Genomic DNA, 25,254 nt, shown 5'->3' on the forward strand with positions numbered 1-25,254 from the left:
TGTCCCGAAAGCCCTTCATGTCCCTGCTGTCCCCTTCCAGCGGCCTGGCCGTCCTGCGCAACCGTAATCTCGCCTTCTACCTTTCCAGCCGCTTCCTCGGCACCCTCGCGGTGCAGATGCAGAGCGTCGCCATCGGCTGGCAGGTCTACCAGATCACCGGCAGCCTGTTCGACCTGGGCCTGATCGGCCTGGCGCAGTTCGCGCCCTTCCTGGTGCTGATCCTGTGGGCCGGCCACGTGGCCGACCGCCACAACCGCCGCAACATCGTCCTGCTGTGCATGGCCACGCAGCTGCTGTGCAGCCTGCTCCTGGTGAGCTTCACGGCGAGCGGCAGCACCATCGTCTGGCCGGTGTTCGCGATCCTGGTGCTGTTCGGCTCCGCGCGCGCCTTCATGATGCCTGCCTCGCAGGCGGTGCTGAAGAACCTGGTGCCCGACCAGGACTTCAGCCAGGCCGTGGCCCTGAGCTCCTCGACCTTCCACGTGGCCGTGATCGCCGGGCCGGTCATCGGCGGCCTGCTGTACGCCTTCGGTCCGATGACAGTGCACGTGATCTCGGCCAGCCTCTTGAGCATCGCGGTGCTGTGCATGTCGCGCACCCGTGCGACCCGACAGGCGCGCAGCCAGGGCCCGGTGAGCTGGCATTCGCTGATGGAAGGCCTGCGCTTCGTGTGGTCGCGCCCGATCGTGCTGGGCGCGATCTCGCTCGACCTGTTCGCGGTGCTGTTCGGCGGCGCCACCGCCCTGCTGCCCGCCTATGCCCACGACGTGCTGCATGCCGGCCCCACCGCCCTCGGCTGGCTGCGCAGCGCCCCGGGACTGGGGGCGGCCCTGTGCTCGATCGCGCTGGCGTTCTTCCCGATTACGCGCCGCGTCGGCCTGTGGATGTTCGGCGGTGTCGCCGTGTTCGGCCTGTCCACGCTGGTGATGGGCTTCACCAGCAGCTTCCCGGTGGCCCTGGGCGCCCTGTTCCTCCTCGGCGCGGGCGACATGGTGAGCGTCTACATCCGCCACCTCCTGGTGCAGTACGAAACGCCGGACGACATCCGCGGGCGCGTCAGCGCGGTCAACTCGGTGTTCATCGGCGCCTCCAACGAGCTGGGCGAATTCGAGTCGGGCGTCACCGCCGGCTGGCTCGGCCTGGTGCGCGCGATCCTGCTGGGCGGCGCCGCCACGCTCGCCGTCACTGGCCTGTGGGCGCTGCTGTTCCCGGTGCTGTCGCGGATGGACCGCTTCCCGCACCATCAGGAAGAAAAAAGCGAAAGGCAGCGCGCATGAAGCGCGAGGTGCTGAGCGTGCTGGTGGTCGAAGACCACCCGACCATCGCCCGCCAGCTGGTCGATTTCCTCGAGGGCCTGGGGTGGCAGCTTGACCATGCCGGCAGCGGTGCCCTGGCCGTGCGGCTGGCCACGCAGCACCGCTACGACGTGGTGCTGCTCGACCTCAACCTGCCCGACATGGACGGCCTGCAGGTGTGCCGCGAGATCAAGGCGCATGCCCCCAGCAACGTGCCGGTCCTGATGCTGACCGCACGCGACGCCTTCGAGGACAAGGCGCAGGGCTTCCGCGAGGGCGCCGACGACTACCTGGCCAAGCCGTTCGACCTGCGCGAGGTGGCCCTGCGCTGCGAAGCGCTGGCGCGCCGCGGGACGCTGCACCAGCAGCACGAGATGCGGGTCGGCCCATTGACCCTGCTGGTGCGGGAAAAGCGCGCGCTCTACGACGGCCGGCCCCTGGTCCTGACCCAGGCCGGCTTCAGCATCCTGCAGCTGCTGTGCAGGGAGCATCCGCATCCGGTCTCGCGCTCGGCCCTGGTCCAGCACCTGTGGGGCGCGAATCCGCCCGACAGCGATGCGCTCAAGTCGCACATCTACACCTTGCGCAAGACGCTGGAAGGGGCCTCCGGGCGCAGGCTGCTCGCCACCATCCTGCAGCTCGGCTACCGGCTCGACCTGGAGGCCTAGAACGATGCCCAGGTCGATCCGCCGCAGCCTGTTCGCCGCCCTGGCGGGCTTCACCGTCCTGATCTGCCTGTGCTACACGGGGCTGGCGGTGGTGATCGCCTACGTCACCGAGGACATGCTGGTGGAGCGGCTGCTGGAGCGCGAAGCGGCCGCCATCGAAGCGCAGGCCGCCCGCCACGGCGGAACGCTCCGCCCCGCCAGCGACCTGGTCACTGTCCACACCAGCCGCGCTACGCTGCCGTCCGTGGTGCGCGCAGCAAGCGCGCCCGGCGACCTGCGCGCCGAGGTGTTCACGCGCACCGGCCAGCATTACCACCTGATGGTACGCGAGCTGCCCGACGGGTCCGGCGGCGCCAGGCGCATCTACCTGCTGGCCGACGTCGCTCCCGTGCTGGTGGTGTCGAAGGTGGTGCAGGACGTGGGCGGGGTGCTGATCTTCGTTGCCGCGGCGCTGATCGCGCTGGCCCTGCTGCTGGCCTGGCTGCTGGCGCGGCGACTGGTACAGCCGCTGCAGATACTGGCGCACGAGGCGCAGGCCCTGCGTCCCGGCGGCACGGCGGGCTTCAGCGCGCGCGGACGGGCGGACGAGATCGGCATCCTCGCGGAGCGCCTGGAGACCAGTTTCAGCGCGCTGCAGGCGGCCCTGCGCCGCGAGCACGATTTCACGCGCGACGTCGGGCATGAGCTGCGCACGCCCCTCACCGTCATGAACAACACCCTGGCCTTGGCGGCCACGAGGCCGCTGGGCCGCGAGGAGCTCGGGCAGCTGCAGGCCGGCGTGGACGAACTGCGCGCTACCATCGACGTGCTGTTCGCGCTGGCGCGGGCCGAACACGTGGGGCTGGAGGCCTTCGACCTGCGCGCCTGCATCGAGGCGGCGCTGCTGCGCATTCCCGGAACCACCGCCTGGGACGACCAGCGCCTGGCGCTCACGCTGCCGGAACGGCTGCAGGTCGTGGGCAACCCGCACCTCGCCCAGCTGCTCGTCACGAATTGCGTAGGCAATGCCCTGTTCCATGGCGGGCCGCATACCCGGCTTGCCATCGGCTACGACGACGGGCGGCTGCTCATCGCCAATACCGTGGATGCGGCGCACGCCGGCCGGGTACAGGGTTTCGCGCACGGGCAGAACCTGCTGGCGCGGGTGGCCCAGAGCATGGGCTGGGAGATCGCGTTCCAGCCGGGCGCAGCGAGCTACCGGGTCGAGATCGTCCTGCCGCCGGTGCGCTGAAAAAGGCAGCGGATTTCACCGCGATTTCACCGCCTCCCCCTTAGGCTGGGTGCTCCATTCACTCGGGGAGCATCCAATGAAAAAAATCCTGATCGCCCTGCTGGTCCTGTCCAGCATCTGCAGCAGCGCCTTCGCCCAGAGGAGCACGCTAGTGTACAAGGACGAAAAACGCCGCTACATCGTCTATACGCCCCCCTCCTACCACGCCGACCCACAGCAGTCCTACCCGGTCGTGTTCAACTTCCACGGCAGCGGCATGACGATGGCCGAGCAGATGCTCTACACCGGCATGAACCGGGCCGCCGACCGCCACCGCTTCATCGTGGTCTACCCGCTTGGCATCAAGCACGACTGGAACGTCGGCTTCGACATGCCCTACCTGGGCGGCAGCGACGATGTCGGCTTCACCGAGGCCCTGCTCGAGAAACTCAAGAAGGACTACCGTGTCGACACGTCGCGGGTGTATGCGACCGGACTGTCGCGCGGCGGCTTCTTTGCCCTGCGCCTGGCGGCCGAGCTGCCGCATGTATTCGCCGCGGTGGCCTCGGTGGGCGGACCGATGCCGGAACCGGTGGTCCAGCACCACACCAGGACGGGCAAGCTCGGCGTGATGCTGATCCACGGCACGGCCGACGGGGTCGTGGCCTACGACGGCAAGGCGAGCGGCTACCTGTCGGCCATGGACAGCCATCGTTACTGGATCAGGCGCAACGGACTCGAGGGCGCCCCCGAACAGCTGCGCAGCTTCAATGGCGACGCCAGCGACGGGACCGAGGTCGGCTACCGCGAACAGGGCAGCGCGGACGTCCGCGTGGCCCTGGTGACGGTGAAGGACGGCGGCCATACCTGGCCCGGCGCCGATGCCTTCAATGTTGGTTTGCCGATCGGCAAGACCACGCGCGATGTCGATGCGAACGAGCTCATCTGGCAATTCTTCACGAAGCACCGCCGCTGAGTCCTGGATATGGTCGGCCTTGCAACTTGCCGTACCGGCCCCACCTGTCGTACAGGACGCGGCCAACATGGACGCCAATGTAAGATGTAATCGTTATGACAATAGGAGCGAACGTATGCAAATCAACGTCAATACCGACCGTACCATCAGCAAAAGCCCGGGTCTGGAAGAACACGTGCAAACCATCGTGAACGGCGCCATCGGCCGTTTCAGCGATCACCTCACCAGTGTCGAGGTTCACCTGAGCAATGAAAATCGCGAAAAACATGCCGACGGCGGAAATTCCTGCATGATGGAAGCGCGCGTACGCGGATACCAGCCGGTCGTCGTCCATGAGCACGCCGAAGAATTGCATCTGTCGATCAAGAATGCCGGCAGCAAGCTGGCGCGCGCCCTCGACAGCGCCCTGGGCCGCCTGCAGGACAAGAACAAGCATACGTCCCCGGTGATCGACGATCCGCTGGCGGACAAGCACCTGACCGACTCCTGAGCGCACTGCACGTACGCCCTGCTCCTGGGCGTGCGTTTTTATTCAGGTAACACCTTCCAGCATTGCCCGTACTTCACGCAAGTAGCGCAGGCCGGCCAGCGCGCGGCTGCCGTACCACGACATCATTTCCCCATCGACCAGGAACACCGGGATGCCGAGCTGTTTCTCGAGCGCGTCCGCATGCGCCTCGGTAAAGCGGTAGGGCTCGGTGGACAGCAGCACGGCGTCGAGCCCGTCCACCAGCTGCGCCGACCACTCGAAGCGCGGGTAGCGCGCCTCCCCCAGTTCCGGTACCTTCCAGCCCAGCTCGGCCAGCATGGCGGCGATATACGTGTCGTTCGACACGCTCATCCACGGATCCTGCCAGATGCAGTACAGCACGGTACGCGCCGGCGCCGGCGGCAGTGCACGCAAGGCCGCGTATTCCTGCTCGAAGGCGGCGCACCAGCGCTCCGCTGCCACTTGCGCGCCGAAGATGCCGCCCATCAGGCGCGCCAGCGCCAGGTTGTCGCCCGGGACCACCGGATGGGTGACGACGATGTGCGGCACGAACTTCGCCAGTTCCTCCACCGTCGGCTTTTCGTTTTCGTCGATGTTGACCACCAGGTGGGTCGGCGCCAGCTTGCGGATCTTCTCGACGTTCACGTCCTTGGTGCCGCCGACCTTCGGAATCGCCTCCACCGCCTCGCGCGGATGGATGCAGAAGCCGGTACGGCCGACCAGTTGCCCTGCCAGGCCGAGCTCGCACAGGAGTTCGGTAATCGAAGGCACCAGCGACACGATGCGGGCCCCGGGTGCGGGACGGTGTTGGTGGCCAAGCGCGTCGACCAGGTGGGCAGGATGTGTCATGGCCGCCATTTGACCACTGTTGTTTCTGGAACGCCAGCCCGCGCGCAGGAGTTGCAATGAGTTATCATGCCGTAAGGTAATGACATCAACATCCAGTTTCTTTTTTCCCGCTCGAGCAAGCTTTTGGATCCGATCGGCACCTTCGGTGCTTCCCCCTATACCACGCGCGACCTGCAGCTGTTCCGCGACGCCGACGATCCGGTCGTCTCGGCAGCGCTCGCCCCCTGCGCGGTGATCCGGGTGGCGGCCGGCCGCCGGGTCGAGGACGGACTGCGCGCCCGCCTGTACATCGTGTTGTCGGGCATGCTGGAGGTGGCGCCGGACGCCCATAGCGGCAGCGAGGACAGCGGCACCACGCGCGTGCTGCCGGGCGAAAGCGTGGGCGAGCAGGCCGTGCTGGACGACGCCGTCAACCTGGCCGCGATGACCGCACTGGAAGACTGCGAGCTGCTGGTCATCGAGCCGGAACTGGTGTGGCAGCTGATCGACCGTTCGAACGTGCTCGCGCGCAACCTGCTGCGCCTGCTGTCCTTCCGCGTGCGGGCGGCCAACGCCCAGCTCAAGCGGCGCCAGAAACTGGGCGAGTTCTACCGCCAGCTCTCGCTCAACGACGGCCTGACCGGCCTGTACAACCGCGCCTGGCTGGGCGAGATGCTGCCCAAGCTGGCGATGCGCGCGCGCCAGGACGGCAGCCCGCTGTCGGTCATCATGATCGACCTCGACCACTTCAAGCGCTTCAACGACACCCACGGCCACCTGGCGGGCGACGCCGCCTTGTCGAGCGCCGCCGGCGTGATCCGCGAATCGCTGCGACCTTCGGACTTCGCGGTGCGCTATGGCGGCGAGGAACTGATGGCGGTATTGCCAGACACCCCGACCGCCCTGGCCGAGATGGTGGCCGAACGCCTGGCCGAGCGCCTGCGCACGACCCTGGTCTTCCCCGACATGCGCCTGCCGCTGCCCCACGTCACCGGCTCGTTCGGCGTGGCCAGCCTGGCGCCGGGCGGCGACGAGCAGGACCTGATGGCGGCGGCCGACGCTGCCTTGTATCGTGCCAAACAGGCAGGCCGCGACCGCGTCAGCATCTAGTCACGCTTCCAGTCCTTTGGCTGACGCCGCGCCGATTCTGTGCCACCATGGCGCCTGCCCGCCCCCGACGGCGACACAAGAACAATACCTGAGCAATACATGAGCACGCATACCTTCCTCTGGCACGACTATGAAACCTTCGGCGCGACCCCGCGCCGCGACCGCCCGGCCCAGTTCGCCGCCATCCGCACCGATGCCGAGCTGAACGAGATCGGCGAGCCGATCATGCTGTACTGCCAGCCGGCGCCGGACTTCCTGCCCGACCCGCAATCCTGCCTGATCACCGGCATCACCCCGCAGCACTGCCTGGAACATGGCGTGCCGGAACACGAATTCGCTCGCCAGATCGAAGCCGCCTTCAGCGAGCCCGGCACCATCGGCGTCGGCTACAACACGATCCGTTTCGACGACGAGGTCACGCGCCACCTGTTCTGGCGCAACCTGATCGACCCGTATGCGCGCGAGTGGCAGAACGGCTGCGGCCGCTGGGACCTGCTGGACGTGGTGCGCATGACCTACGCATTGCGCCCGGACGGCATCGAATGGCCGCGCAAGGAAGACGGCAAGCCGAGCTTCCGCCTGGAAGACCTGACCAAAGCCAACGGCCTGGTCCACGATGCCGCCCACGACGCGCTGTCGGACGTGCGCGCCACCATTGCCCTTGCCCGCCTCATCCGCTCGAAGCAGCCCAAGCTGTTCGACTTCTGCCTGGAACTGCGCCGCAAGGAGCGGGTGGCCGCCGAGATGGGCCTGCACCTCGACCCGGGCCAGCGCCAGCCCTTCCTGCACGTGTCCGGCATGTTTCCGGTCGAGCACGGCTGCCTGGGCCTGGTCTGGCCGCTGGCCCAGCACCCGACCAACAAGAACGAGATCCTGGTCTGGGACTGCCGTCACGACCCGTCCGAGCTGTTCGAGCTCGACGTCGAGACAATCCGCACCCGCCTGTTCACCCGCAGCGCCGAGATGCCGGAAGGGATGACGCGCCTGCCGATCAAGAGCGTGCACCTGAACAAGTCACCGATGCTGGTCGGGAACCTCAAGACCCTGCAGCCCGCCATGGCGGCGCGCTGGAACATCGACGTCGAGCAGGCACGCGCGCACGCGGCGCTGGCCGCGGGCGGGCGCAACATGAGCGCGATCTGGGCCGAGGTGTTCAAGAAGCCGGCCGCGGGCGGCGTGGTGGACGTCGACGAGGACCTGTACGGCGGCTTCGTCGGCAACGGCGACCGCCGCAAGCTGGAATCGCTGCGTCAGGAAAAGCCGCAAGCGCTGGCCGCCATGCGGCCCTCGTTCGAGGACGAACGCCTGGGCGAGCTGTTCTTCCGCTACCGCGCACGCAACTTCCCCGACACCCTGTCGGAAGACGAACGCGAACTGTGGGAGGCGCACCGGGCGGCGCGGCTGTTCGAGGGCGCTTCCAGGGCGCGCACCGTCGACCAGCTGTTCATGGAGATCGACGCGCTGTCCGAGAATGCAGACGAGCGCGCGGAGGAAATCCTCGGCGCGCTGTATGACTATGCGGAGACGATTGCGCCGAGCAGGTATTGAGGCTGGGGGACGCCCTTAGCCCCGCGCCGCATTGATCGCGTCGCGCGTCTCCATCGCCACCCTGCGCGCCGCTGCGGCGAAATCCTCGCCCGCCTGCGGCGCCGCATACAGGATCGCGCGCGAGGAATTGATCATCATCCCGGCGCCGTTCGCGGTACGCCCGGCCTGCACGGTCGCTTCCACGTCCCCGCCCTGCGCGCCCACGCCCGGAATCAGGAGCGGCATGTCGCCCACCAGCTTGCGCACCTGCGCGATCTCTTCCGGGAAGGTCGCCCCCACCACCAGCGCCAGCTGGCCGTTGCGGTTCCACTTCTCGGCCACCAGCTGGGCCACGTGCTGGTACAGCGGGCGTCCGCCCACGTCCAGGAACTGCAGGTCCGAGCCGCCCGCGTTCGAGGTGCGGCACAGCACGATCACGCCGCGGTCGGCCCACTCCAGGTAGGGCTCGACCGAGTCGAAGCCCATGTAGGGGCTGACCGTGACCGCGTCGGCGCCGTAGCGCTCGAAGGCTTCGCGCGCGTACTGGTGGGCGGTGGCGCCGATGTCGCCGCGCTTGGCATCCAGCACCAGCGGAATGTGCGGGTATTGCTCGCGCAGGTAGCGGCAGATTTCCTCCAGCTGCGCTTCGGCGCCCAGCGCCGCGAAGTAGGCGATCTGCGGCTTGAAGGCGCAGGCCAGGTCGGCGGTCGCGTCGATGATCGCCTTGCAGAATTGGACGATGCCGTCCGGCTGGCCTTGCAGCTGCGCGGGGAAGCGCGCCAGGTCCGGGTCGAGCCCGACGCACAGCAGGGAATTGTTGCGGGTCCATGCTGCGGAAAGTTTATCGATGAAAGTCATCCGGGCCTCTTGTATGTCAGTTATTGCGAACCCAATATTGTACCGCCAGCCGTGGCGCTGGACGGGTGCAGCCTGGGTTTGGCCCCGGACGATGCGCCAAAATATCTTTACATCATGTATATTTTGACCATTCGACAATAGCCATGGAACGAACATGACATCTACCCTCTTCTCGCGCTGGACCCGAACCCTGGCCGTGGCCGTCCTGACCGGTACACTGCTGTCCGGCTGCGGCTACAACGAGTTCCAGACCAAGGACGAGGCAACCATCGCCGCCTGGGGCGAAGTGGTCAACCAGTACCAGCGCCGCGCCGACCTGATCCCGAACCTGGTCAACACCGTCAAGGGCTATGCCTCGCACGAGCGCGAGACGCTCGAGGCCGTCACCCGGGCCCGCGCCGCCGCGACCAGCTTCCAGATCACGCCCGAAGTCCTGAACGACCCGGCCGCGTTCAACAAATTCCAGCAGGTGCAGGGCGAGCTGTCCGGCGCGCTGTCGCGCCTGATGGTCGTGGCCGAGAAATACCCGGACCTGAAGGCCGACACCAGTTTCCGCGACCTGCAGTCGCAGCTGGAAGGCACCGAGAACCGCATCACGGTCGCACGCCAGCGCTACATCGCCTCGGTGCAGGACTATAACGTCACCGTGCGCAAGTTCCCGACCAACCTGACGGCGATGGTGTTCGGCTACGAGACCAAGCCCTCGTTCACGGTCGAGAACGAAAAGGCGATCTCGACGGCGCCGACGGTCGACTTCGGCAAATAAGCGATGCACGCGCCGACCGGAGCCGGTTTCCTTCGTTGCCTGTGGGCCCTGCTGCTGGCTTTTGTGCTTGCAGCACCCGCCTTCGCCCAGCTCAAGCCGGTACCCGCGCTGACCGGGCGCGTGGTCGACGAAGCCGGCATGCTCGACGCCAGCCAGCGCGAGCGGCTCACGGCGGTGCTGGCCGACTACGAGGCGCGCACCGGAAGCCAGATCGCGGTGCTGCTGGTCAAATCGACCGAACCCGAAGCGATCGAGCAGTTCAGCATCCGCGTCACCGACGCCTGGAAGCTGGGCCGCAAGGGCATCGACGACGGCGTGCTGCTGATGGTGGCGCGCGACAACCCGAGTTCGCTGCGCCGGCTGCGCATCGAGGCCGGGCGCGGCGTGCAGGGCGTGCTGACGGACGCCCAGTCGAAACGCATCCTGCAAGACGTGATCGCGCCGCACTTCCGGCAGAACCATTATTACGAAGGCCTGGTGGCCGGCGTCGGCGCCATCGCGACGCTGCTGAACAAGGAAAGCTTCCCTGCCCCGGCGCAGCAGCCGGCGCCACAGCGTCAAGTGCAGGTCGACAGCGGCGCCGGGTTTTCGCTGTTCGGTATCATTCCCCTCCTGATCGGCTTTTTCCTGCTGCGTTCGATCTTCCGTCCGCGCCGCAGCCGGCTCTCGCCGCACCATTGGGGCCACCGCCGCAGCAGCGGCCTGGGCGATGTCGCGACCGGCATCATCCTCGGCAACATCATGAGCGGCATGGGACGCGGCGGCGGCTTCGGTGGCGGCGGAGGCGGATTCGGTGGCGGCGGATTTTCCGGCGGCGGGGGCAGCTTCGACGGCGGCGGCGCCTCGGGAGACTGGTAATGGGATTCAAGCAACGCATCAAACGCGCCTGGCGCCACCTGCGCAGCAGCGAAGGCGAGGCCAAGCGCGCCTTCCCGGAAGCCACGCTCAGCGCGATCAGCGAGGCGATCACCGCCGGCGAGCAGACCCACCGCGGCGAAGTGCGGCTGATCGTCGAAAAGGGTCTGCCCTTCGACGACGCCTGGGACGGCGTCAGCAACCGTCAGCGCGCGCTGGCCCTGTTCGCCGACTACGGCGTGTGGGACACCGAGGACAATTGTGGTGTGCTCATCTACATCAACCTGGCCGAGCACAAGGTGGATATCGTGGCCGACCGCGGCATCGACCGCAAGATCGACAGCGCTACCTGGCAGGGGGTGTGCCGCACCATGACGGACGGCTTCAGGCAAGGCAGCTTCCACGACGCGACCCTGGCCGCCATCGGGCAGGTCAACGAGCTGCTGCGCCAGCACTTCCCGGCCAACGGCAGCCGCGCCAACGAGTTGCCGGACAAACCGCTGATGCTCTGAGCATTCCTTTGATGCCGCGCTGTCGCCGACGACGGCGCGGACTTATCATGGGCAGCCACGCACTTCATGCAGCGCCCCATGGCCCACCGGATCACGACCATCCCGCCACGACTGGCTTGCTGGCGCGACAGCCTCGAACGTCGGCGCTACCGCAGTGCGCTTGCGCTGGGTGCATGCCTGGGCCTCGCGGGAACGCTCTGCGCACTCTGTGTGTCCGCGCTCGTGCTGCAGTTTCTCCCTCCGGAGCTATGGGGACATTCCGCTGCTGCCGGTCTCGCCCGGCTTACTCCGGTCGGCGTCTTCCTGGCGGGCGTCATCTATGCCCCCATCATTGAAACCGTGCTCGGCCAGGTCCTGCCGATTGAAGCCGCGCACCGCCTCGGCGCGCCGCCCGTCGCCTGTGTCCTGCTGAGCGCGCTGGTGTTCGCCTACGGCCACTACCTGAACGGCGGGCTAGCCCACGGGATGACGACCTTCTTCGGCGGGATGATCTTTGCCTGCGCCTACGTGAACATGCGCTGGGCCGGCATCGCGCCGGCCGCCCTGACTGCGGCGACGGCGCACGCCGTGCAGAACGGAACGGTCCTGTTCGTCATCGCGCCCCTGTTTCCGGAATGGGCATAGGCAGCGACAAAACGCTGGCGCCGTTCGCGGGCTGGATACAATGACGGCTTTACAAGCAAGGATGCCGCCATGAGACTAGCCGACAAGACAGCCATCGTAACGGGCGCCAGCCAGGGCATCGGCCTGGCCTGCGCCACGCGCCTGGTGCAGGAAGGCGCGCGCGTCATGCTCGTCGACATCCGCCTCGAAGGCCGGGATGCCGCAGCCAGGCTCGGGGAAGCCGCCCGCTTCCACCAGGCCGACGTCAGCCTGAAGGCCGATGTCGATGCGATGATCGCCGCCACCCTGGAGGCATTCGGGCAGGTCGACATCCTCGTCAACAATGCCGGCGTCACGCATGCGGCAGACTTCCTCGAGCTGGCGGAGGAAGACTTCGACCGCGTGCTGCGCATCAACCTGAAATCGATGTTCCTGTGCAGCCAGGCGGCGGCGCGCGAGATGGTGAAGCGCCAGACGGGCTGCATCATCAATATGTCCAGCGTCAATGCCGAGCTGACCATCCCGAACCAGGTGCCGTATGTGGTCTCGAAAGGCGGCGTCAACCAGCTGACGCGCGTGGCCGCGATCAGCCTGGCGGAGCACGGCATTCGCGTCAACGCCATCGGCCCGGGCACGATTCTGACCGAACTGGCAAAGAAAGCGGTACTCGGCAGTCCGGAAGCGCGTCACACGATCCTGTCGCGCACGCCGCTCGGACGCTGCGGCGAGCCCGAGGAAGTTGCGGCCGTCTGCGCCTTCCTGGCCAGCGACGACGCTTCTTACATCACGGGCCAGACCCTGTACGCGGACGGCGGCCGCATGGCGCTGAACTACACGGTACCCGTGCGCGAGTAAGTGCGCCGCGCCAGCATCTTGATGAAACAGATATTCGAAATATCAATGTCTGGTATCCGTATTCTAAATTGGACGTATATTTGGCGACGCAGCATAATCTCACCTGTCTCCACTATTCTCCTCCAAGAAAATAGTTTTAAGCCCGCCTAGAGCGGGCTTTTTTTTGTTCAGCGCGTCCTGCGCGATATTGTTGAGATCACGGACATCCGGAACAGTTCGGTCGTCTCGGTTCACATTTGATCGCTGTCATAGTGTGGTCACATTCACCCCGTATACTTTGAATCACCTGCGATACACGCAACCGATATGCGTGATGGCAGCAGGTGTGCTGCACCCGGCGTGCAACACACCAACCGATTTACGTCTCTTGGCCCGATCTTGGGTTGTGCCCGTCAGTTCCTGACGGGCATTTTTTTCTTCACATCGGCAACACCATCATAAAAATCACCCCGCTGGGCTTGAAGCCCTGCAGGATTTCGCTATGATGAAGCTCCCGCCCTGCGTTTCCTGCTTCGCAGGGTTGCGGAGACAACACGATAATGGGAGCTTGTCCTATGAATCAACGTGTATCCGAGAACTACGCGCATCCGCCTGAAGCAAGCGCCAGCCGCCGCCACCATACCGACGGCAACCTGGTGCTGAGCGAACTGAATCCCCTTGCCGTCATCGACCAGCTCGACGGTGACAGCGCCCCGCTGAACCTGCTGACTTTCGGCAGCGTGCGCGAAATCTGTCCCAAGTGCCAGCACACCCACCTCAAGCTCGTGCTGCGGCAGAACAGCGTCCGCATGGCACACCTTTTCTGCGCCGACTGCGAAAGCTGTTTCGACGCCCACTATACGAACGGCGTCCCCGCGCTGACGATCTGAAGGGGCAGCCCGCCGGGATGCCGGCGACCGGTGCGTCGAGCCGGTCGGTGCGACAGGAAAGCCAAGCGCTGTGATATCGTTCGCTTTTGCCAGCGTTTCGTCGTCATGCCCGCTTTCCTGTCCTTCCTGTTGCTCGATCCCCGCCTGCGCTCCGCCCGCATCAAGACCGCCCTCGTCCTGTTCGCGGGCATCGTCGTTGCCGGATCGATCCCGGGGGCGCGCGCCGAAGTGGGCGAATTCGCGCCCGGCGTGGTGCTGCACGGCCTGACCTATGCCTTCCTGACCATGCTGTGGTTCTTCGGCAGCACCGGAAGCGGTCCCGTGCGCGCCGCCAAGGCACTACTGGCGATCGCCCTGATGGGCGCCGGCGACGAGCTGGTGCAGAGCTTCCTGCCCTACCGCAGCGGCGACGTGCGCGACTGGATGGTCGACGTGAGCGCAGCGCTGCTGACCAGCACCCTGCTGGCGTTGATCGTGCCGCAGCACGGCAGCGTGCGCCAGCGCTGACCTTCGGCACCGCAAAAAAATCCACCAGCCTCGTGGGCACCTTGATACAGCTCAGGCTCAACCCGAGTCAGCTGGAACGCTGACGCGCTTCCCCCCTCTCACTCCAGTGGCACGTGGCATCGTCACGCATCCGATTGAACATCCACCATAAGGAGTTGACCATGAAGCAAAAACACCAGAGCATGCTCCTGGCGGGCTTGCTGGCTGTATCGCTGGGCCTGGCCGGGTGCGCCGGCATGCGCGGCGGCGGCGAGTCATCGAGCGGCACCAGCAGCAGCGGCACTACCACGGGCGGTTCGAGCGGCACCTCCGGTGCGACCGGCACCGGCGGCTCCAGCAGCTACGGCTCCGGCAGCGCCACCGACGCCTCCGGCAATCCCACCGGCAGCAGCGGCAGCTCGAGCAGCCAGGGCACCATGGGCACCGGCACCTCGGGCAGCTCTGGCACCTCGGGCACCAGCGGCTCTTCGGGCTGGGACCAGTCCGGCAGCAGCGGCGCATCGGGCAGCACCGGATCGTCCGGCTCGTCGGCAGCGACCGGCGCCTCGGCCGCCGGCAGCGCCGCACCCAACAGCACGGTGCTCGCCATCGAAGTCGTCCCGAGCGAAAGCATGAGCTCGGGCAGCTCGGGCACGGCCGGCAGCACCGGATCGAGCGGCGCAGCCGGGGCCAGCGGCGCCAACAGCTACCGCGTCACGGTGCGCATGGACGACGGCAGCACCCAGGTCGTCAACCATGCCAGCACGCCCGACTTCCGCAGCGGCGACCGCGTGAACGTCACCAGCGGCGTCATCCAGCGCTAAGTCGCTCCGTTCGATCGCGCTGCGGCACGGACCTGCTGCAGCGTGCCCACCGCCCCACGCCACACAAAAAACGCGCACCGTCACCGGTGCGCGTCTCTATCGCTTGCGCGTGCGCTTACGGCATGCCGGTTCCGCCGGGGATGCCATCGCCTTCCGCCTCGACCTCCTTGCGCTGCAGCGCCACGTTGCGGGTGGCGGCGCTGATCACCTCCAGCGGCAGCTTCGGCGTGCGGTCCGCGTTGAGCAGGCCGTTGGCTTCCTGGAAGGTGTCGGTGAACTGCGTGTAGCAGAAGCCGCTGAACATGAAGGTCTCGTTCACCACCCTCAGGAGATCGCGGTACAGCGACAGGTAGCTCTCGGCCGTGTGCGCCCGCGAATAGCCCCAGGTGGTCTTGTCCGCGTCCGGATCCTGGGTCGGATCGTAGGCGATGCCGCCGAACTCGGTCAGTACGATCGGCTGGCCGCGGTGCGGGAAGCCGTCCAGGGTCAGGATACGGCCGCCCGGACGCCGCTGGTCGAACAGGGTGCGCACCGGATCGGTGACCGCATAGCGCGCCTGCAGCTTCTCCGGGTCGCAGTCGTAGTCGTGGATGCCGAGGATGTCGGTGGCCGAGGCTTCCCAGCCGTCGTTACCGATCACCGGCCGGGTCGAGTCGAGCGTGCGGGTCAGGTGGTACAAGGCCTCGACCGCGTTGCGGTGCGCCTGGGTGAGCGTGAGGTTCGGCACGCCCCAGGACTCGTTGAACGCGACCCACACGATGATGCAGGGGTGGCTGTAGTCGCGCTGGATCGCTTCGGTCCATTCGCTCACCATGCGGCTGATGGCGCGCGAGCTGAAGCGGTAGGCCGAGGGCATCTCTTCCCACACCAGCAGGCCCAGCTTGTCGGCCCAGTACAGGAAGCGCGGGTCCTCGATCTTCTGGTGCTTGCGCACGCCGTTGAAGCCCATCAGCTTGACCAGTTCGACGTCGCGCTTCAGGTGCTGGTCCGACGGCGCCGTCATGAAGGACTCGGGCCAGTAGCCCTGGTCGAGCACCAGGCGCAGCTGGTAGGGTCGGCCGTTGAGCATGAAGCGGTCGCGGTTGATCGAGACCGAACGCAGCGCCGTGTACGAGCGGATGCGGTCGAGCACGCGGTCGCCGCAACGCAGGGTCACTTCGGCATCCAGCAGGGTCGGTCGCTCCGGGCTCCAGAGGATCTCGTTGCGCGAGTCGTCGATGCCGGGGTCGGACAGCGCGATCTTGCGGTTCGCTTCGCCTTGCAGCAGCTTGTAGTAATCGTCCGCCAGCAGTTGCTCGCCATGCCAGATCTTGACCTCAACAAACAGTTCCTGGTGGGTGTGGCCGGTGGCGAACACCTCGCAGCCGATCTCGTAGGTCTCGAAGATCGGGGTCCAGCGCAGCGAGGCGATGTAGGTGTCCTCGACCTGCTCGACCCAGACCGTCTGCCAGATGCCGGTGGTGCGCGGATACCAGATCGAGTGCGGTTCCAGCAGCCAGTCCTGCTTGCCGCGCGGCTTGGCCAGGTCGGCCGGATCGTCTTCGACGAACACGGTCACCACCTGCTTGCCGTCCGCATTCATGACGTCGGTGATGTCAGCCTGGAAAGGCGTATGGCCGCCCTCGTGCTCGGCCACCAGGCGGCCGTTCACCCACACCCGCGCCGCGTAGTCGACCGCGCCGAAGTGCAGGATGGTGCGCTTGTCGTTGGGCGCCAGCTCGAACTCGCGCTGGTACCAGACGGCGATATGGAAACCGGTGTCCTGAATACCGCTCAGTTCGGTCTCGACCGCGAAGGGCACGTTGATTTCATGGGTCCACTCGGCGACGTCTTCCGGTTTTGCATAGCGCAGCTCGTCGTCGAAGGTGAAGCGCCATTTTCCGTTGAGATTGATCCAGTTGTCGCGCACCAATTGGGGACGGGGATATTCAAACTGATTCATTGTTGTCCTTTCTGTTCAGTCGGAACCGGAATCAGGATCCGGCCCTGTCGTCCGTTCTTGTTGTAGGCCGCCAGCGCGGCGGCGGCCGCTTGCTGTGCCTGACCTGCCCGGCACAGCGCCACACAGGCGCCGCCGAAGCCGGCGCCTGTGAGGCGTGCCCCGAGCACGCCGGGCGCCGCACGCAGGTGCGCGCACAGCTCGTCCAGCTCGGGGATTGAAACTTCGTAGTCGTCGCGCAGGCTGACATGCGACGCGTTCATCAATTCGCCGAAACGCTCGGCGCTCACGCCGCCCGCCGCTTCCAGCACGCGCAGGTTTTCCTGCACCACGTGGCGGGCCCGCTCGCGCATCGGCGAGGGCAGGCTTTCGACGGACGATGGGTCGGTGACGTCGCGCAGGGCCTGCACGCCCAGCTTGCGCGAGGCTTCTTCGCACTCTGCGCGCCGTTCGTTGTACTTGCTGGCTGCGAGCTTGCGCGCCACCCCCGAGTCGACCACGATCAGCTCGGTATCGGGCGGCATCTTCACCAGGCGGTGCTCCAGCGTGCGCGCGTCGATGAACAGCATGTTCGTTTCGTCGGCCAGGCTGGACGCCATCTGGTCCATGATCCCGCAGTTCACGTGCGCGAACTCGATCTCGGCGCGCTGGGCGATGCGGGCCAGCTTGACGTCGTCGAGCTCGAAGCCGAGCAGCGCCCGCATGGCCCGCAGGGTGGCCACCTCGAGCGCGGCGGACGAGGACAGGCCCGAGCCGACCGGCAGGTCGGTGGTGATGTAGACGCGCAGCGGCGGTACCTCTACGCCTTGCGCCTGCACCAGCCGGATGCAGCCCTCGATGTAGCTGCCGTAGCCCTGCGGCGCGCTGCCGCCCTGCGCGAAGGTGACGGTGTTGTCGAAAGTCGGCGAATAGAAGTGAAAGTGGTCGTCGCCGCTGCGGCTCATCGCCACCACGGTACGCTGCGGGGTCGCCACCGGCAGCATGAAGCCGTCGTTGTAGTCGGTATGCTCGCCGAGCAGGTTGACGCGTCCGGGCGCCGACGCGTTCACCTCCGGCGCGCCGCCGAAGAAGGTGTCGGTGTTCGTCATGATGATGCTTGCGCCTCCAGCCAAAGGGGCCGCTTGCGGCCATGTACGTCCGCCGCCGGCCAGCCGGGGTCGAACGTTAGGTTCTCGAGCCCGTCGGGGCCGAGCAGGAAAGTGTCTTCGATTTTCACGCCCGCGAAGCTCGGGTTGAATGCGAATGCCATGCCCTCTTCCAGCAGGGTCGCGGTGGTGGGACCGGTGACGACTTCGCGCGCGCGGTAGCCGGTGATGCCGCCCTGGTGGTGCTCGCGGATCGCCGCCTCGCGGTCGGCGTGCTTGTAGGCCGCCTCGAGCGCGTGGTAGACGGCCGAGAGCGACTTGCCCGGCTCGATCGCCGCCAGGCCGGTGGCCTCGATTTCCATCAGGGCGCGCTGCTCGTCCAGCGGCGCGGAATTCACGCCTGCGAAACTGACGAAGCGGGTCAGGTTGGCGTACAGGCCGTGGCGCCGTGCGCAGAACACCAGCATGGCGCGCGCGCCCAGCGGTTCGCCGGTCGGGGTCGGATGGCGCCAGGCCGGCAGGCGCCGCTCGCCGGCCGCCAGCACCAGGGCCGGGTGGATGCCGCGCCGCCACAGCGCCTCGGCGCCCGCGCCGGCGAGCTGGAATTCGGTCCAGTCGGGCCGCGCCCGGCGCAGGATTTCGCTCATCGCCTCGGCGGCCTCGCGGCCGAGCAGCCGGTAGCGTTCGCGCTCGCTCGGCTCCAGCACCATGCGGCGCTGGCGCAGTGCGTACGGCAGCGGCTGTTCGCCGTTCGCGGGGCGGTCGGACAGGATCGTGCGGCCGGCCGCGGCATTCTGCACGTAGCGTTCGCGCAGCTCCGGCTCGGTCCAGGGTTCGATGTGGAAGGTGAAGCCGTCGGGCAGTTCCTCGGCGCGCAGGCGCTCGGCCTCGATCGCATCGGTCAGGATGCAGGCTTCCTCTGGCGTCACCAGCACCTCGGCCACGCCGCCGTCGGTGGTCTGCAGCACGGCGCTCGAGCCGCCCGCCGTCACCCAGGCGAACCAGTCGACGCCGCGCAGGCGAATCGCCCCGGCCTGGGCCGCGGCCAGGTGGGCGCGCAACAGCGCCAGCTTGTCCGCGACCTCGGTGGCGCGCTGCCGGACCGGGGTCATGCGCGGGCCTCCGCAAGTTCACCGCTCTCATCCAGGCTGACTTCGACCTGCTGCAGCTCGTAGGCGGTGGTCTCGGGCAGCACGTCCATCGCGAACATCCCGGCCGCCAGCTCGGTGCCGGCCAGGTACTTCAGGCGCTCGCGGGTCCGGTACGGCGGGTAGAACTGCGCGTGCAGCTGGGTCTCGGGATGCGCGGCGCCGTCGGTGGGCGCCTGGTACCACGCCATCAGGTAAGGGAAAGGACGGTTCCACAGCGTGTCGAACTTCAGCAGCACGGTCTTGAGCGCGCGCGCCAGGCTTTCGCGCTGCGGCGGCGTGAGCGCGGCGAAATCCTGGCATGGCGCGGTCGGCATCACCCACACCTCGTAGGGATAGCGGGCGCAGGCCGGCACGAAGGCGATCGCGTAGTCGTCGTGGTACAGCACGCGCTTGCCGTCCGCCGCTTCGTCGCGCGCCATGTCGCACAGCAGGCTGGCGCCGTGCTGCAGGAAGTACTCGCGCTCCTGCGCCAGCATGCGCGCCGGCACCGAAGGCACGAAGGGATAGGCATAGATCTGGCCGTGCGGATGGTGCAGGGTCACGCCGACTTCGGCGCCGCGGTTCTCGAAGGGCAGCACGTAGTGGATGTGCGGGTGGCGGCCGATGCGCGTCGTGCGGTCGCCCCATACCGACAGCAGCAGCTCGATGCGCGACAGCGGCAGCGAGGAAAGGGAAGCCTGCGGGTCCTGCGTGAACACCACCACCTCGCAGTGACCGTTGGCGGGGGCGGTCGGCACCGTCACGCTGGGCGGCTCGTGCGACTCCAGCGCCAGCGAGGGGAAGCGGTTGTCGAACACCGCGACCTCGTAGTCGCCGGCCGGCATCTCGGTCGGGTGCTGCGGGTTGCTCATCGGCGCCAGCGGGTTGTACTGCGGCGGCGGCTGGTAGGTACGGTTCTGGCGGAAAGCGGCGTAGGTCACCCATTCGCCGCGCAGCGGGTGCCAGCGCAGGTGGGGATTGGCATGCTGGGGATCAGGGAAAGGGCTGGGCGCAGCGATACCTTCCGGGATCGGATGGTTGCTGTACAGGGTCAGGTTGCGTCCGTCCGGCTTCTTGAGATCTTTGCTGTGCATGGCATCCAAAAAATGTCGGGCATTCGTAAAGCAAGGAGCGCGAGCCGACACCGGGTTCTCCGGTGTCCTCGCGGTCTGTAACAGTGATCCTATCATGCTGCTTTCGCCACATTTTCCCTCTAGCACGGTGGCATTTTTCCGGCCATCAACGGCAGGGACCGCGGAGCGAAAAGCCGGCCTCGCAGCCCGCCCTGTCGCTCCGAGGGAAAGGCGCATTTACCCCGCCAGCACCACCCTCTCTTGTAAGTACAATCCTACAGAACGATTGGAATTATTTACACATTTTGGCGAGCCAGCCACCTACCAGCTCTACATGAACACGACGGTGGACCTCATGCCGGAATCGAGCGGAAGCGGGCGAAAAAAAGCCCCGGACGGTGCCGGGGCTGGGATGTCAGCGTGCGCGCTTACTTCGCCAGTTCGACCAGCACCGCCGTGTACATCTGCAGATTCAGCAGCAGCTGCTTCTCGGTGATGAACTCGTGCTCGGAGTGGCCGGTGTAGACCTTGCCCGGCATGGCCGGACCGAAGCTCACCGCGCCCGGGAACAGGCGCGAATTGGTGCCGCCGCCGATCGCGATCGGCTGCGGATTCTTCATGCCGGTGAAATACGAGAACACGTTCATCAGGGTCGGCAGGTGCGGCGCGTTCTTCTGCAGCCAGGGTTCGCCGATGCGGACCTTGACGTTGGCCAGCGGCAGCCGGCGCGCCTGCCACTGCGCCAGCGCGGCATTGACTTCGTTGGTCAGCTGCTCGCTGCTCTTGCCCTGCGGGCGGCGCAGGTTGATCTGCACTTCGATGCCGTCGTCGTTCTGCTTGATCACGGTCGGCGCGAAGCTCATCGGACCCATGAAGCTGTCGCGGTAGGCGATACCACCGAACTTCTCGCCGTAGATGCCGGTCCCCACCATCTCGTTCAGGTAGTTCACCGCGCCGCCGGCCGTGGTGTTGGCCCAGGGACGCACGGCCAGCGCATCGGCCAGCATGCTGACCGCGTTGACGCCGTCTTCCGGCTTGGACGAGTGGGCCGATACGCCCTTGGCCTTGATGCTCAAGCTGCTGCCCTGCCAGCTGAAGCTGTACTGCATGCCCTCCTGTCTGGCGCCGCGCGCGCGGATGGCCTGCTCGATTTCCGGCGTCGCGTTGGCGATCACGGCACTGGCGTCCTCGGGAATCTGGGTAATGAAGAAGCCGCCGCCGAATTCGGCCACGTAGGCTTCGCCTTGCGGCGGCACCGCCGCGCCCGCCTTCGGGATCGTCACGGCGACCAGGCCCGAGCCCTTCTCCGCCGTCACCGCCGGGTACTCGGCGTCGAGCGTGATGTTGACCTGCGGCGGCTGGTGGGTCTTGAGGAACTCCACCAGCGGCTGCCAGTCGGACTCCTCGCCCATGTACACATAGAGTTCGATGCGCTTGGACAGCGGCAGGCCCTTGTCCTTGATCGACTTCATCGCGTACATGGCGGTGGCGATCGGGCCCTTGTCGTCCTCGGCGCCGCGCGCCAGCAGCTTGCCCGGCTCACTGGTGCGGTCCAGCACGAAGGGCGACTTCTTCCACTTGCTCGGGTCGACCGGCTGCACGTCGCCGTGCGTGATCACGCCGACGCGTTCGCTGCCCTGTCCCAGGCCGATGATCACGGTCCAGCCGTGGTCGGCGTAGTCCAGTCCCAGGCGCTGGGCTTCCGCCTTCAGCGCTTCCTTGAAGGCGATATGGACCGGGTTCTTGTCGGACGGGACGTTCTTGTCGGCCACCGTGTTGTAGCTCACCAGCTTGGCCAGCGTGTCGACGATGTCCTTGCGGTAGGTGCTGGCCGCGTACTTGGCAGTCTTGACGGCGACCTCGCTCGGGACCTTGACGGGCGCCGGGGCCGCTGCGGCAGGCAACGTGAAGGAAGCCAGCAGCAGGCTGGCCAGCAGTGTTTTTCGAATCATGAAGTCCCGTCTCCAGTGCAAAGCGATGGTTGCAAAAGTGCAAGAAGTCTAGCACAGGCGTGTGGGCCCGGGAGGGGGTCTTGGAGTATCGTTAGGACGAATGAACCACAGGAGCGACCCACCATGACAGCCCGCAGTGTCCACCGCCTGCATCCCGCGATGCGCGACGATATCGGCGACCTCATCACGCAGCGCCCGCTGCCCGGCCGCCTGGTCGACCAGATCGATCCCTTCCTGTTCCTCAACCACCACGGCCCGCAGACCTACCCGCCGCACAACCGCGGCCTGCCTTTCGGCCCGCACCCGCACCGCGGCTTCGAGACCGTCACCTTCATCCTGGAAGGCATGCTGGCCCACCGCGACAATGCCGGCCACGAGAGCGTGATCCACGCCGGCGGCGTGCAGTGGATGACGGCCGGGCGCGGCATCGTGCATGCCGAGGTCTCGCCACGCGAATTCCTCGAGCAGGGCGGCCCGATCGAGATCCTCCAGCTGTGGGTCAATCTGCCCTCGCGCCTGAAGATGAGCGAGCCGGCCTACACCGGCCTGCAGCGCGCGGACATCCCTGCCCTGGCGGTCGACGAGGGCAAGGTGTTGCTGAACCTGATTGCGGGGGGATGGGAAGGCAGCACGGGCCCGGTGCATTCGCTGACCAGCGTGTTCATGAGCACGCTGGAGATGCGCGCGGGCGGCAGCATCCGCTTTGGTGGACTGGAGGGGCGCAACGTGTTCCTCTACGTCGCGCGCGGGGTGGTCCAGGTGGGCAACCATGCCGACCTGGTCAGCCCGATGCACCTGGTGGAGCTGGACGAGACCGGCGACACGGTCGAGATCCGCGCCAGCCAGGACGCCCTGGTGGTGTTCGGCCATGCGGAACCGATCCGGGAACCGGTGGTCTCGCATGGCCCCTTCGTGATGAGCACGCGCGAGGAGATCGCGCAGGCCATCGACGATTACCAGGCCGGGCGTTTCGGCTCAGCGCTGGGCTAGGGCGACCTGGCGGCCGGCCAGGTTGCTGACGGTGACAGCGTCCACCATGCGCTGGTTGACCGGACGCGCGAAGGACAGGCGCACGTCCTTGTTCATCGCAACGAAGCGGTTCTTGCCGACGTGGACGATCTCGGTGGCGCCGTCGCCGAAGTCGGCGTACAGCTTGCGGGCCTGGCCATCGCGCTTGCCGGTCACGGTGAGGACGCGGCCGTCGTCGAGCTGGTATTCGCCCTGCACCCGGTCGAACATGAATGGAGCCATCTGCGCCTGCTTCGGCTGGGCGCCGACCACGTCGACGCGCTCGGAGACGGTGCCTTGCGGTGCCGCGCTGGCGGTCAGGGTGAAGAAGGTGGCGGCGGCGGCCAGCAGCAGTTTGGTACGCATGATGTACTTCCTTTCGGGTCGAAAATGAATGGGTTCGGACCTGGCGGTTCTTGAAGTAGTTCGATTCGCGCCGCGCGGTCCACGTGGTTCAGTTTCGCCAGCGTTTCTCTCGGTTTGTCTGGCGATGAGGGAAGTGTAGCGACCTGCCGTGCAGGCTCAAGCCGGAAGCGCTGGAACGCGGAAAACGCGCGACGAAATGCAGAAAACCGCTACCAAGCGGGGCATGCATATCGGCGCCGGCTTTGGACGTCTGCACGCCGTGCAGATATCTCAGACAGCCTGAATTGACGGGCGAAACGCGACGCGTCCGTGCATATGCGGGAACGTGCGTCTGCATGTTGCGCAATGCCTTAAAGTAGGGTTCCGATCGCTTTCCACACACCTTTTGCCACGACACCATGCAAGCCATTCCCCTCGTCGCCACCACGCGCGGCTACCCCGATTCCGGCTATGTCGTCGAGAACATCCATGCCGGCTCGATCGCGGTCGTCGACGTGCGGGGCCGCCTGCTCTACGCGAGCGGCGATCCGCTCTACCCCACCTTCACGCGCTCGGCCCTCAAGCCCTTCCAGGCCCTGCCCTTCATCCTGTCCGACGGTCCCGCGCGCTTCTGCCTGAGCCGCGACGAACTGGCGCTGCTGTGCGCCAGCCACTCCGGCGAAGATAAGCACCTGCAGGGCGTGGAATCCATCCTCAACAAGATCGGCCTCGATCCCGGCCACCTGGAATGCGGCTGCGCCACGCCGCTGTTCTACGAGTTCACCGGCCAGCCGGTGCCCCAGGATCGCAGCTGGACGCCGCTGCACCACAACTGCTCGGGCAAGCACAGCGGCTTCCTGGCCTGGTGCCGCCTGCACGGCGCGCCCACCCGCGGCTATGTCGAGCGCAGCCACCCGCTGCAGCAGGCGATCCGCGACACGCTGGCCGAGGTGGTAGGCATGCCGGCCGACTGGATGCAGGTCGGGCTCGACGGCTGCTCGGCGCCGAACTATGCGATGCCCCTGTCGACCCTGGCGCACCTGTATGCGCGCCTCGCGCAAGGCGCCGCCGACCCGCAGCTGGGCGGCGCCATGGGCATGCTGTTCGACGCCATGACGGCGCGGCCCGACCTGGTCTCGGGCACGGCGCGCACCGACCTGGCATGGATGACGGCCGGCGGCGGCGACTGGGTGGCGAAGATCGGCGCCGACGCGGTGCAGGCGATCGGGATCCGCTCGGCGGGGCTGGGCATCGCGATCAAGATTGCGGACGGCAACAGCCGCGCCCTGCATCCGGCGGTGTACGGCGTGCTCGACCAGCTCGGCCTGCTCGACGAGGAAGGGCGCGCACAGCTGGAACAGTTCCGCCAACCCTCCATCCGCAACGCGCGCGGCACGGTGGCGGGCGACATCCGCACCCTGTTCACGCTGACGCCGAAGCGGAGGCGGAGGCCTGATCCTAGGCCGCCAGGCGGCGCAGCATGGCGGCGATGGCAGCGACGACGGTGGCGTCGTCCCAGTAGCTGTTGTGCGAGAACGGGTTCCAGCTGCGCAGCAGCAGGCTGGCGACGCCGCCGCTGGCGTTGACGATGCGGTCTTCCACCAGTTCGTTGTAGCCGCCCGGCAGGGGCTGCAGCGGCCAGCCCAGCACGTCGTCCGGATCGTAGAAGTTGATCCACTTGAAGAGCGAGGTCGGCCGCTCGATCGGGATGATGTGCATGATCTTGTGCGCGGCGATGAACACCGGGATGTTGCAGCCGGTCGTGACCAGCGCAGCGCAGGTGCCCGCGCCCAGGAAGGTCTTCTCGCTCGCGGTGAGCGCCCGCCCGATGGCAGCCAGCGCCCAGGCATCGATGTTGCGCCAGATACCGGCGCCGACGGGCTGGCCCCTGGCCGCCTTCTGGGCGTCGTAGATGTAGCTCGACAGGACCTGGCAGCCGAGCGACTGCGCCACGAACACCACCGGCATACCGGGCCGCAGCGCGTGCGCC

At 66.9% G+C, this 25,254-nt stretch carries 25 protein-coding genes; 17 read left to right on the plus strand and 8 right to left on the minus strand.

Annotation, left to right across the window (positions count from 1 at the left end):
* Window positions 1–17: 17 nt before the first annotated feature.
* The 5 genes from YWC_RS0119150 to YWC_RS0119170 all read left to right on the plus strand — a co-directional run bounded on the left by YWC_RS0119150 (window position 18) and on the right by YWC_RS0119170 (window position 4,639).
* On the plus strand, window positions 18–1,277 hold the full coding sequence (locus YWC_RS0119150) for an MFS transporter (protein WP_027866830.1): 1,260 nt from the start codon (window positions 18–20) through the stop codon (window positions 1,275–1,277).
* A complete protein-coding gene (locus tag YWC_RS0119155; protein ID WP_027866831.1) occupies window positions 1,274–1,963 on the plus strand; it encodes a response regulator transcription factor in 690 nt (229 codons plus the stop codon). The genes YWC_RS0119150 and YWC_RS0119155 overlap by 4 nt, the downstream gene beginning before the upstream one ends.
* 4 nt (window positions 1,964–1,967) lie before the next feature.
* Entirely contained in the window at window positions 1,968–3,194 is a 1,227-nt protein-coding gene (locus tag YWC_RS0119160) for a sensor histidine kinase (protein ID WP_027866832.1), read from the plus strand.
* A 76-nt stretch (window positions 3,195–3,270) separates the two neighbouring features.
* Window positions 3,271–4,149 carry an extracellular catalytic domain type 1 short-chain-length polyhydroxyalkanoate depolymerase gene (locus YWC_RS0119165; RefSeq protein WP_036215038.1) on the plus strand — a complete coding sequence of 293 codons (879 nt, stop codon included), beginning with the start codon at window positions 3,271–3,273 and terminating at the stop codon, window positions 4,147–4,149.
* Window positions 4,150–4,216: 67 nt separating this feature from the next.
* Window positions 4,217–4,639, plus strand: coding sequence for an HPF/RaiA family ribosome-associated protein (locus YWC_RS0119170; RefSeq protein ID WP_307176671.1), 423 nt, complete (start codon window positions 4,217–4,219; stop codon window positions 4,637–4,639).
* Between the two features lie 42 nt (window positions 4,640–4,681).
* On the opposite strand, the gene YWC_RS0119175 is transcribed toward YWC_RS0119170, so the two are convergent.
* Window positions 4,682–5,488, minus strand: coding sequence for a helical backbone metal receptor (locus tag YWC_RS0119175; protein ID WP_036215072.1), 807 nt, complete (start codon window positions 5,486–5,488; stop codon window positions 4,682–4,684).
* A gap of 123 nt (window positions 5,489–5,611) precedes the next feature.
* Between YWC_RS0119175 and YWC_RS0119180 the strand changes: the two genes are divergently transcribed.
* Together YWC_RS0119180 and sbcB are read left to right on the plus strand one after the other, a co-directional pair.
* Window positions 5,612–6,577, plus strand: coding sequence for a GGDEF domain-containing protein (locus YWC_RS0119180; RefSeq protein WP_027866836.1), 966 nt, complete (start codon window positions 5,612–5,614; stop codon window positions 6,575–6,577).
* Between the two features lie 99 nt (window positions 6,578–6,676).
* Window positions 6,677–8,125: an exodeoxyribonuclease I gene (sbcB, locus tag YWC_RS0119185; protein WP_027866837.1), complete on the plus strand. Its 1,449-nt coding sequence runs from the start codon at window positions 6,677–6,679 to the stop codon at window positions 8,123–8,125.
* A 15-nt stretch (window positions 8,126–8,140) separates the two neighbouring features.
* Here the strand turns inward: sbcB and pyrF are convergent, their stop codons facing one another.
* Window positions 8,141–8,962 carry an orotidine-5'-phosphate decarboxylase gene (gene pyrF / locus YWC_RS0119190; RefSeq protein ID WP_027866838.1) on the minus strand — a complete coding sequence of 274 codons (822 nt, stop codon included), beginning with the start codon at window positions 8,960–8,962 and terminating at the stop codon, window positions 8,141–8,143.
* 154 nt (window positions 8,963–9,116) lie between these two features.
* Here pyrF and YWC_RS0119195 point away from each other — a divergent pair, with 154 nt between their 5' ends.
* The 8 genes from YWC_RS0119195 (at window position 9,117) to YWC_RS0119230 (ending at window position 14,732) form a co-directional block, all read left to right on the plus strand.
* The gene (locus tag YWC_RS0119195) at window positions 9,117–9,728 is read left to right on the plus strand and encodes a LemA family protein (protein ID WP_027866839.1); all 612 of its coding nucleotides are present in this window, start codon (window positions 9,117–9,119) and stop codon (window positions 9,726–9,728) included.
* A 3-nt stretch (window positions 9,729–9,731) separates the two neighbouring features.
* On the plus strand, window positions 9,732–10,586 hold the full coding sequence (locus YWC_RS0119200) for a TPM domain-containing protein (RefSeq protein WP_036215041.1): 855 nt from the start codon (window positions 9,732–9,734) through the stop codon (window positions 10,584–10,586).
* Window positions 10,586–11,095 (plus strand): TPM domain-containing protein, encoded by a 510-nt coding sequence (locus tag YWC_RS0119205; RefSeq protein WP_027866841.1) that lies wholly within the window; start codon window positions 10,586–10,588, stop codon window positions 11,093–11,095. Before YWC_RS0119200 ends, YWC_RS0119205 begins: the two co-directional genes overlap by 1 nt.
* Window positions 11,096–11,173: 78 nt before the next feature.
* Window positions 11,174–11,719 (plus strand): CPBP family glutamic-type intramembrane protease, encoded by a 546-nt coding sequence (locus YWC_RS32945; protein ID WP_169728136.1) that lies wholly within the window; start codon window positions 11,174–11,176, stop codon window positions 11,717–11,719.
* A gap of 69 nt (window positions 11,720–11,788) precedes the next feature.
* Entirely contained in the window at window positions 11,789–12,553 is a 765-nt protein-coding gene (locus tag YWC_RS0119215; protein ID WP_027866843.1) for an SDR family NAD(P)-dependent oxidoreductase, read from the plus strand.
* Window positions 12,554–13,107: 554 nt separating this feature from the next.
* Window positions 13,108–13,422: a hypothetical protein gene (locus tag YWC_RS0119220; protein ID WP_027866844.1), complete on the plus strand. Its 315-nt coding sequence runs from the start codon at window positions 13,108–13,110 to the stop codon at window positions 13,420–13,422.
* Window positions 13,423–13,527: 105 nt separating this feature from the next.
* The gene (locus YWC_RS0119225) at window positions 13,528–13,929 is read left to right on the plus strand and encodes a VanZ family protein (protein WP_027866845.1); all 402 of its coding nucleotides are present in this window, start codon (window positions 13,528–13,530) and stop codon (window positions 13,927–13,929) included.
* Window positions 13,930–14,090: 161 nt separating this feature from the next.
* Entirely contained in the window at window positions 14,091–14,732 is a 642-nt protein-coding gene (locus YWC_RS0119230) for a hypothetical protein (protein WP_027866846.1), read from the plus strand.
* Between the two features lie 115 nt (window positions 14,733–14,847).
* Here YWC_RS0119230 and YWC_RS0119235 read toward each other — a convergent pair whose 3' ends face one another.
* The 5 genes from YWC_RS0119235 to YWC_RS0119255 form a co-directional block, all read right to left on the minus strand.
* Window positions 14,848–16,674 (minus strand): glycoside hydrolase family 2 protein, encoded by a 1,827-nt coding sequence (locus YWC_RS0119235; protein ID WP_027866847.1) that lies wholly within the window; start codon window positions 16,672–16,674, stop codon window positions 14,848–14,850.
* Entirely contained in the window at window positions 16,671–17,759 is a 1,089-nt protein-coding gene (galK, locus tag YWC_RS0119240) for a galactokinase (protein ID WP_027866848.1), read from the minus strand. The genes YWC_RS0119235 and galK overlap by 4 nt, the downstream gene beginning before the upstream one ends.
* Complete coding sequence (locus tag YWC_RS0119245; RefSeq protein WP_027866849.1) at window positions 17,756–18,868, minus strand: M24 family metallopeptidase; 1,113 nt, start codon at window positions 18,866–18,868, stop codon at window positions 17,756–17,758. Before YWC_RS0119245 ends, galK begins: the two co-directional genes overlap by 4 nt.
* The gene (gene galT, locus YWC_RS0119250; protein ID WP_027866850.1) at window positions 18,865–19,980 is read right to left on the minus strand and encodes a galactose-1-phosphate uridylyltransferase; all 1,116 of its coding nucleotides are present in this window, start codon (window positions 19,978–19,980) and stop codon (window positions 18,865–18,867) included. Before galT ends, YWC_RS0119245 begins: the two co-directional genes overlap by 4 nt.
* A gap of 407 nt (window positions 19,981–20,387) precedes the next feature.
* Window positions 20,388–21,911: a dipeptidase gene (locus tag YWC_RS0119255; RefSeq protein WP_027866851.1), complete on the minus strand. Its 1,524-nt coding sequence runs from the start codon at window positions 21,909–21,911 to the stop codon at window positions 20,388–20,390.
* A gap of 123 nt (window positions 21,912–22,034) precedes the next feature.
* On the opposite strand from YWC_RS0119255, the gene YWC_RS0119260 reads away from it, so the two are divergent.
* Complete coding sequence (locus YWC_RS0119260) at window positions 22,035–22,901, plus strand: pirin family protein (RefSeq protein ID WP_027866852.1); 867 nt, start codon at window positions 22,035–22,037, stop codon at window positions 22,899–22,901.
* Here the strand turns inward: YWC_RS0119260 and YWC_RS0119265 are convergent.
* Entirely contained in the window at window positions 22,887–23,285 is a 399-nt protein-coding gene (locus YWC_RS0119265) for a hypothetical protein (protein WP_027866853.1), read from the minus strand. The two genes, YWC_RS0119260 and YWC_RS0119265, sit on opposite strands and share 15 nt — an antisense overlap.
* A 398-nt stretch (window positions 23,286–23,683) precedes the next feature.
* Between YWC_RS0119265 and YWC_RS30050 the strand changes: the two genes are divergently transcribed.
* Window positions 23,684–24,850, plus strand: a complete 1,167-nt coding sequence (locus YWC_RS30050; protein WP_229413142.1) for an asparaginase — start codon at window positions 23,684–23,686, stop codon at window positions 24,848–24,850.
* Window positions 24,851–25,254 lie beyond the last annotated feature (404 nt).

It is taken from the genome of Massilia alkalitolerans DSM 17462, from assembly GCF_000427785.1.
GTDB lineage: Bacteria > Pseudomonadota > Gammaproteobacteria > Burkholderiales > Burkholderiaceae_D > Telluria > Telluria alkalitolerans.

What these genes read in the sequence shown, in the direction of transcription:
- YWC_RS0119170 (WP_307176671.1), top strand. Translation starts at nt 4,217, where the DNA reads ATGGACGCCAATGTAAGATGTAATCGTTATGACAATAGGAGCGAACGT.
- YWC_RS0119165 (WP_036215038.1), top strand. Translation starts at nt 3,271, where the DNA reads ATGAAAAAAATCCTGATCGCCCTGCTGGTCCTGTCCAGCATCTGCAGC.
- YWC_RS0119245 (WP_027866849.1), bottom strand. Translation starts at nt 18,868, where the DNA reads ATGACCCCGGTCCGGCAGCGCGCCACCGAGGTCGCGGACAAGCTGGCG.
- YWC_RS0119225 (WP_027866845.1), top strand. Translation starts at nt 13,528, where the DNA reads ATGCCCGCTTTCCTGTCCTTCCTGTTGCTCGATCCCCGCCTGCGCTCC.
- YWC_RS0119265 (WP_027866853.1), bottom strand. Translation starts at nt 23,285, where the DNA reads ATGCGTACCAAACTGCTGCTGGCCGCCGCCGCCACCTTCTTCACCCTG.
- YWC_RS0119175 (WP_036215072.1), bottom strand. Translation starts at nt 5,488, where the DNA reads ATGACACATCCTGCCCACCTGGTCGACGCGCTTGGCCACCAACACCGT.
- YWC_RS0119160 (WP_027866832.1), top strand. Translation starts at nt 1,968, where the DNA reads ATGCCCAGGTCGATCCGCCGCAGCCTGTTCGCCGCCCTGGCGGGCTTC.
- YWC_RS30050 (WP_229413142.1), top strand. Translation starts at nt 23,684, where the DNA reads ATGCAAGCCATTCCCCTCGTCGCCACCACGCGCGGCTACCCCGATTCC.
- YWC_RS0119150 (WP_027866830.1), top strand. Translation starts at nt 18, where the DNA reads ATGTCCCTGCTGTCCCCTTCCAGCGGCCTGGCCGTCCTGCGCAACCGT.
- YWC_RS0119200 (WP_036215041.1), top strand. Translation starts at nt 9,732, where the DNA reads ATGCACGCGCCGACCGGAGCCGGTTTCCTTCGTTGCCTGTGGGCCCTG.
- YWC_RS0119205 (WP_027866841.1), top strand. Translation starts at nt 10,586, where the DNA reads ATGGGATTCAAGCAACGCATCAAACGCGCCTGGCGCCACCTGCGCAGC.
- YWC_RS0119220 (WP_027866844.1), top strand. Translation starts at nt 13,108, where the DNA reads ATGAATCAACGTGTATCCGAGAACTACGCGCATCCGCCTGAAGCAAGC.
- galT (WP_027866850.1), bottom strand. Translation starts at nt 19,980, where the DNA reads ATGCACAGCAAAGATCTCAAGAAGCCGGACGGACGCAACCTGACCCTG.
- pyrF (WP_027866838.1), bottom strand. Translation starts at nt 8,962, where the DNA reads ATGACTTTCATCGATAAACTTTCCGCAGCATGGACCCGCAACAATTCC.
- YWC_RS0119255 (WP_027866851.1), bottom strand. Translation starts at nt 21,911, where the DNA reads ATGATTCGAAAAACACTGCTGGCCAGCCTGCTGCTGGCTTCCTTCACG.
- YWC_RS0119260 (WP_027866852.1), top strand. Translation starts at nt 22,035, where the DNA reads ATGACAGCCCGCAGTGTCCACCGCCTGCATCCCGCGATGCGCGACGAT.
- galK (WP_027866848.1), bottom strand. Translation starts at nt 17,759, where the DNA reads ATGACGAACACCGACACCTTCTTCGGCGGCGCGCCGGAGGTGAACGCG.
- YWC_RS32945 (WP_169728136.1), top strand. Translation starts at nt 11,174, where the DNA reads ATGGCCCACCGGATCACGACCATCCCGCCACGACTGGCTTGCTGGCGC.
- sbcB (WP_027866837.1), top strand. Translation starts at nt 6,677, where the DNA reads ATGAGCACGCATACCTTCCTCTGGCACGACTATGAAACCTTCGGCGCG.
- YWC_RS0119195 (WP_027866839.1), top strand. Translation starts at nt 9,117, where the DNA reads ATGACATCTACCCTCTTCTCGCGCTGGACCCGAACCCTGGCCGTGGCC.
- YWC_RS0119215 (WP_027866843.1), top strand. Translation starts at nt 11,789, where the DNA reads ATGAGACTAGCCGACAAGACAGCCATCGTAACGGGCGCCAGCCAGGGC.
- YWC_RS0119230 (WP_027866846.1), top strand. Translation starts at nt 14,091, where the DNA reads ATGAAGCAAAAACACCAGAGCATGCTCCTGGCGGGCTTGCTGGCTGTA.
- YWC_RS0119235 (WP_027866847.1), bottom strand. Translation starts at nt 16,674, where the DNA reads ATGAATCAGTTTGAATATCCCCGTCCCCAATTGGTGCGCGACAACTGG.
- YWC_RS0119155 (WP_027866831.1), top strand. Translation starts at nt 1,274, where the DNA reads ATGAAGCGCGAGGTGCTGAGCGTGCTGGTGGTCGAAGACCACCCGACC.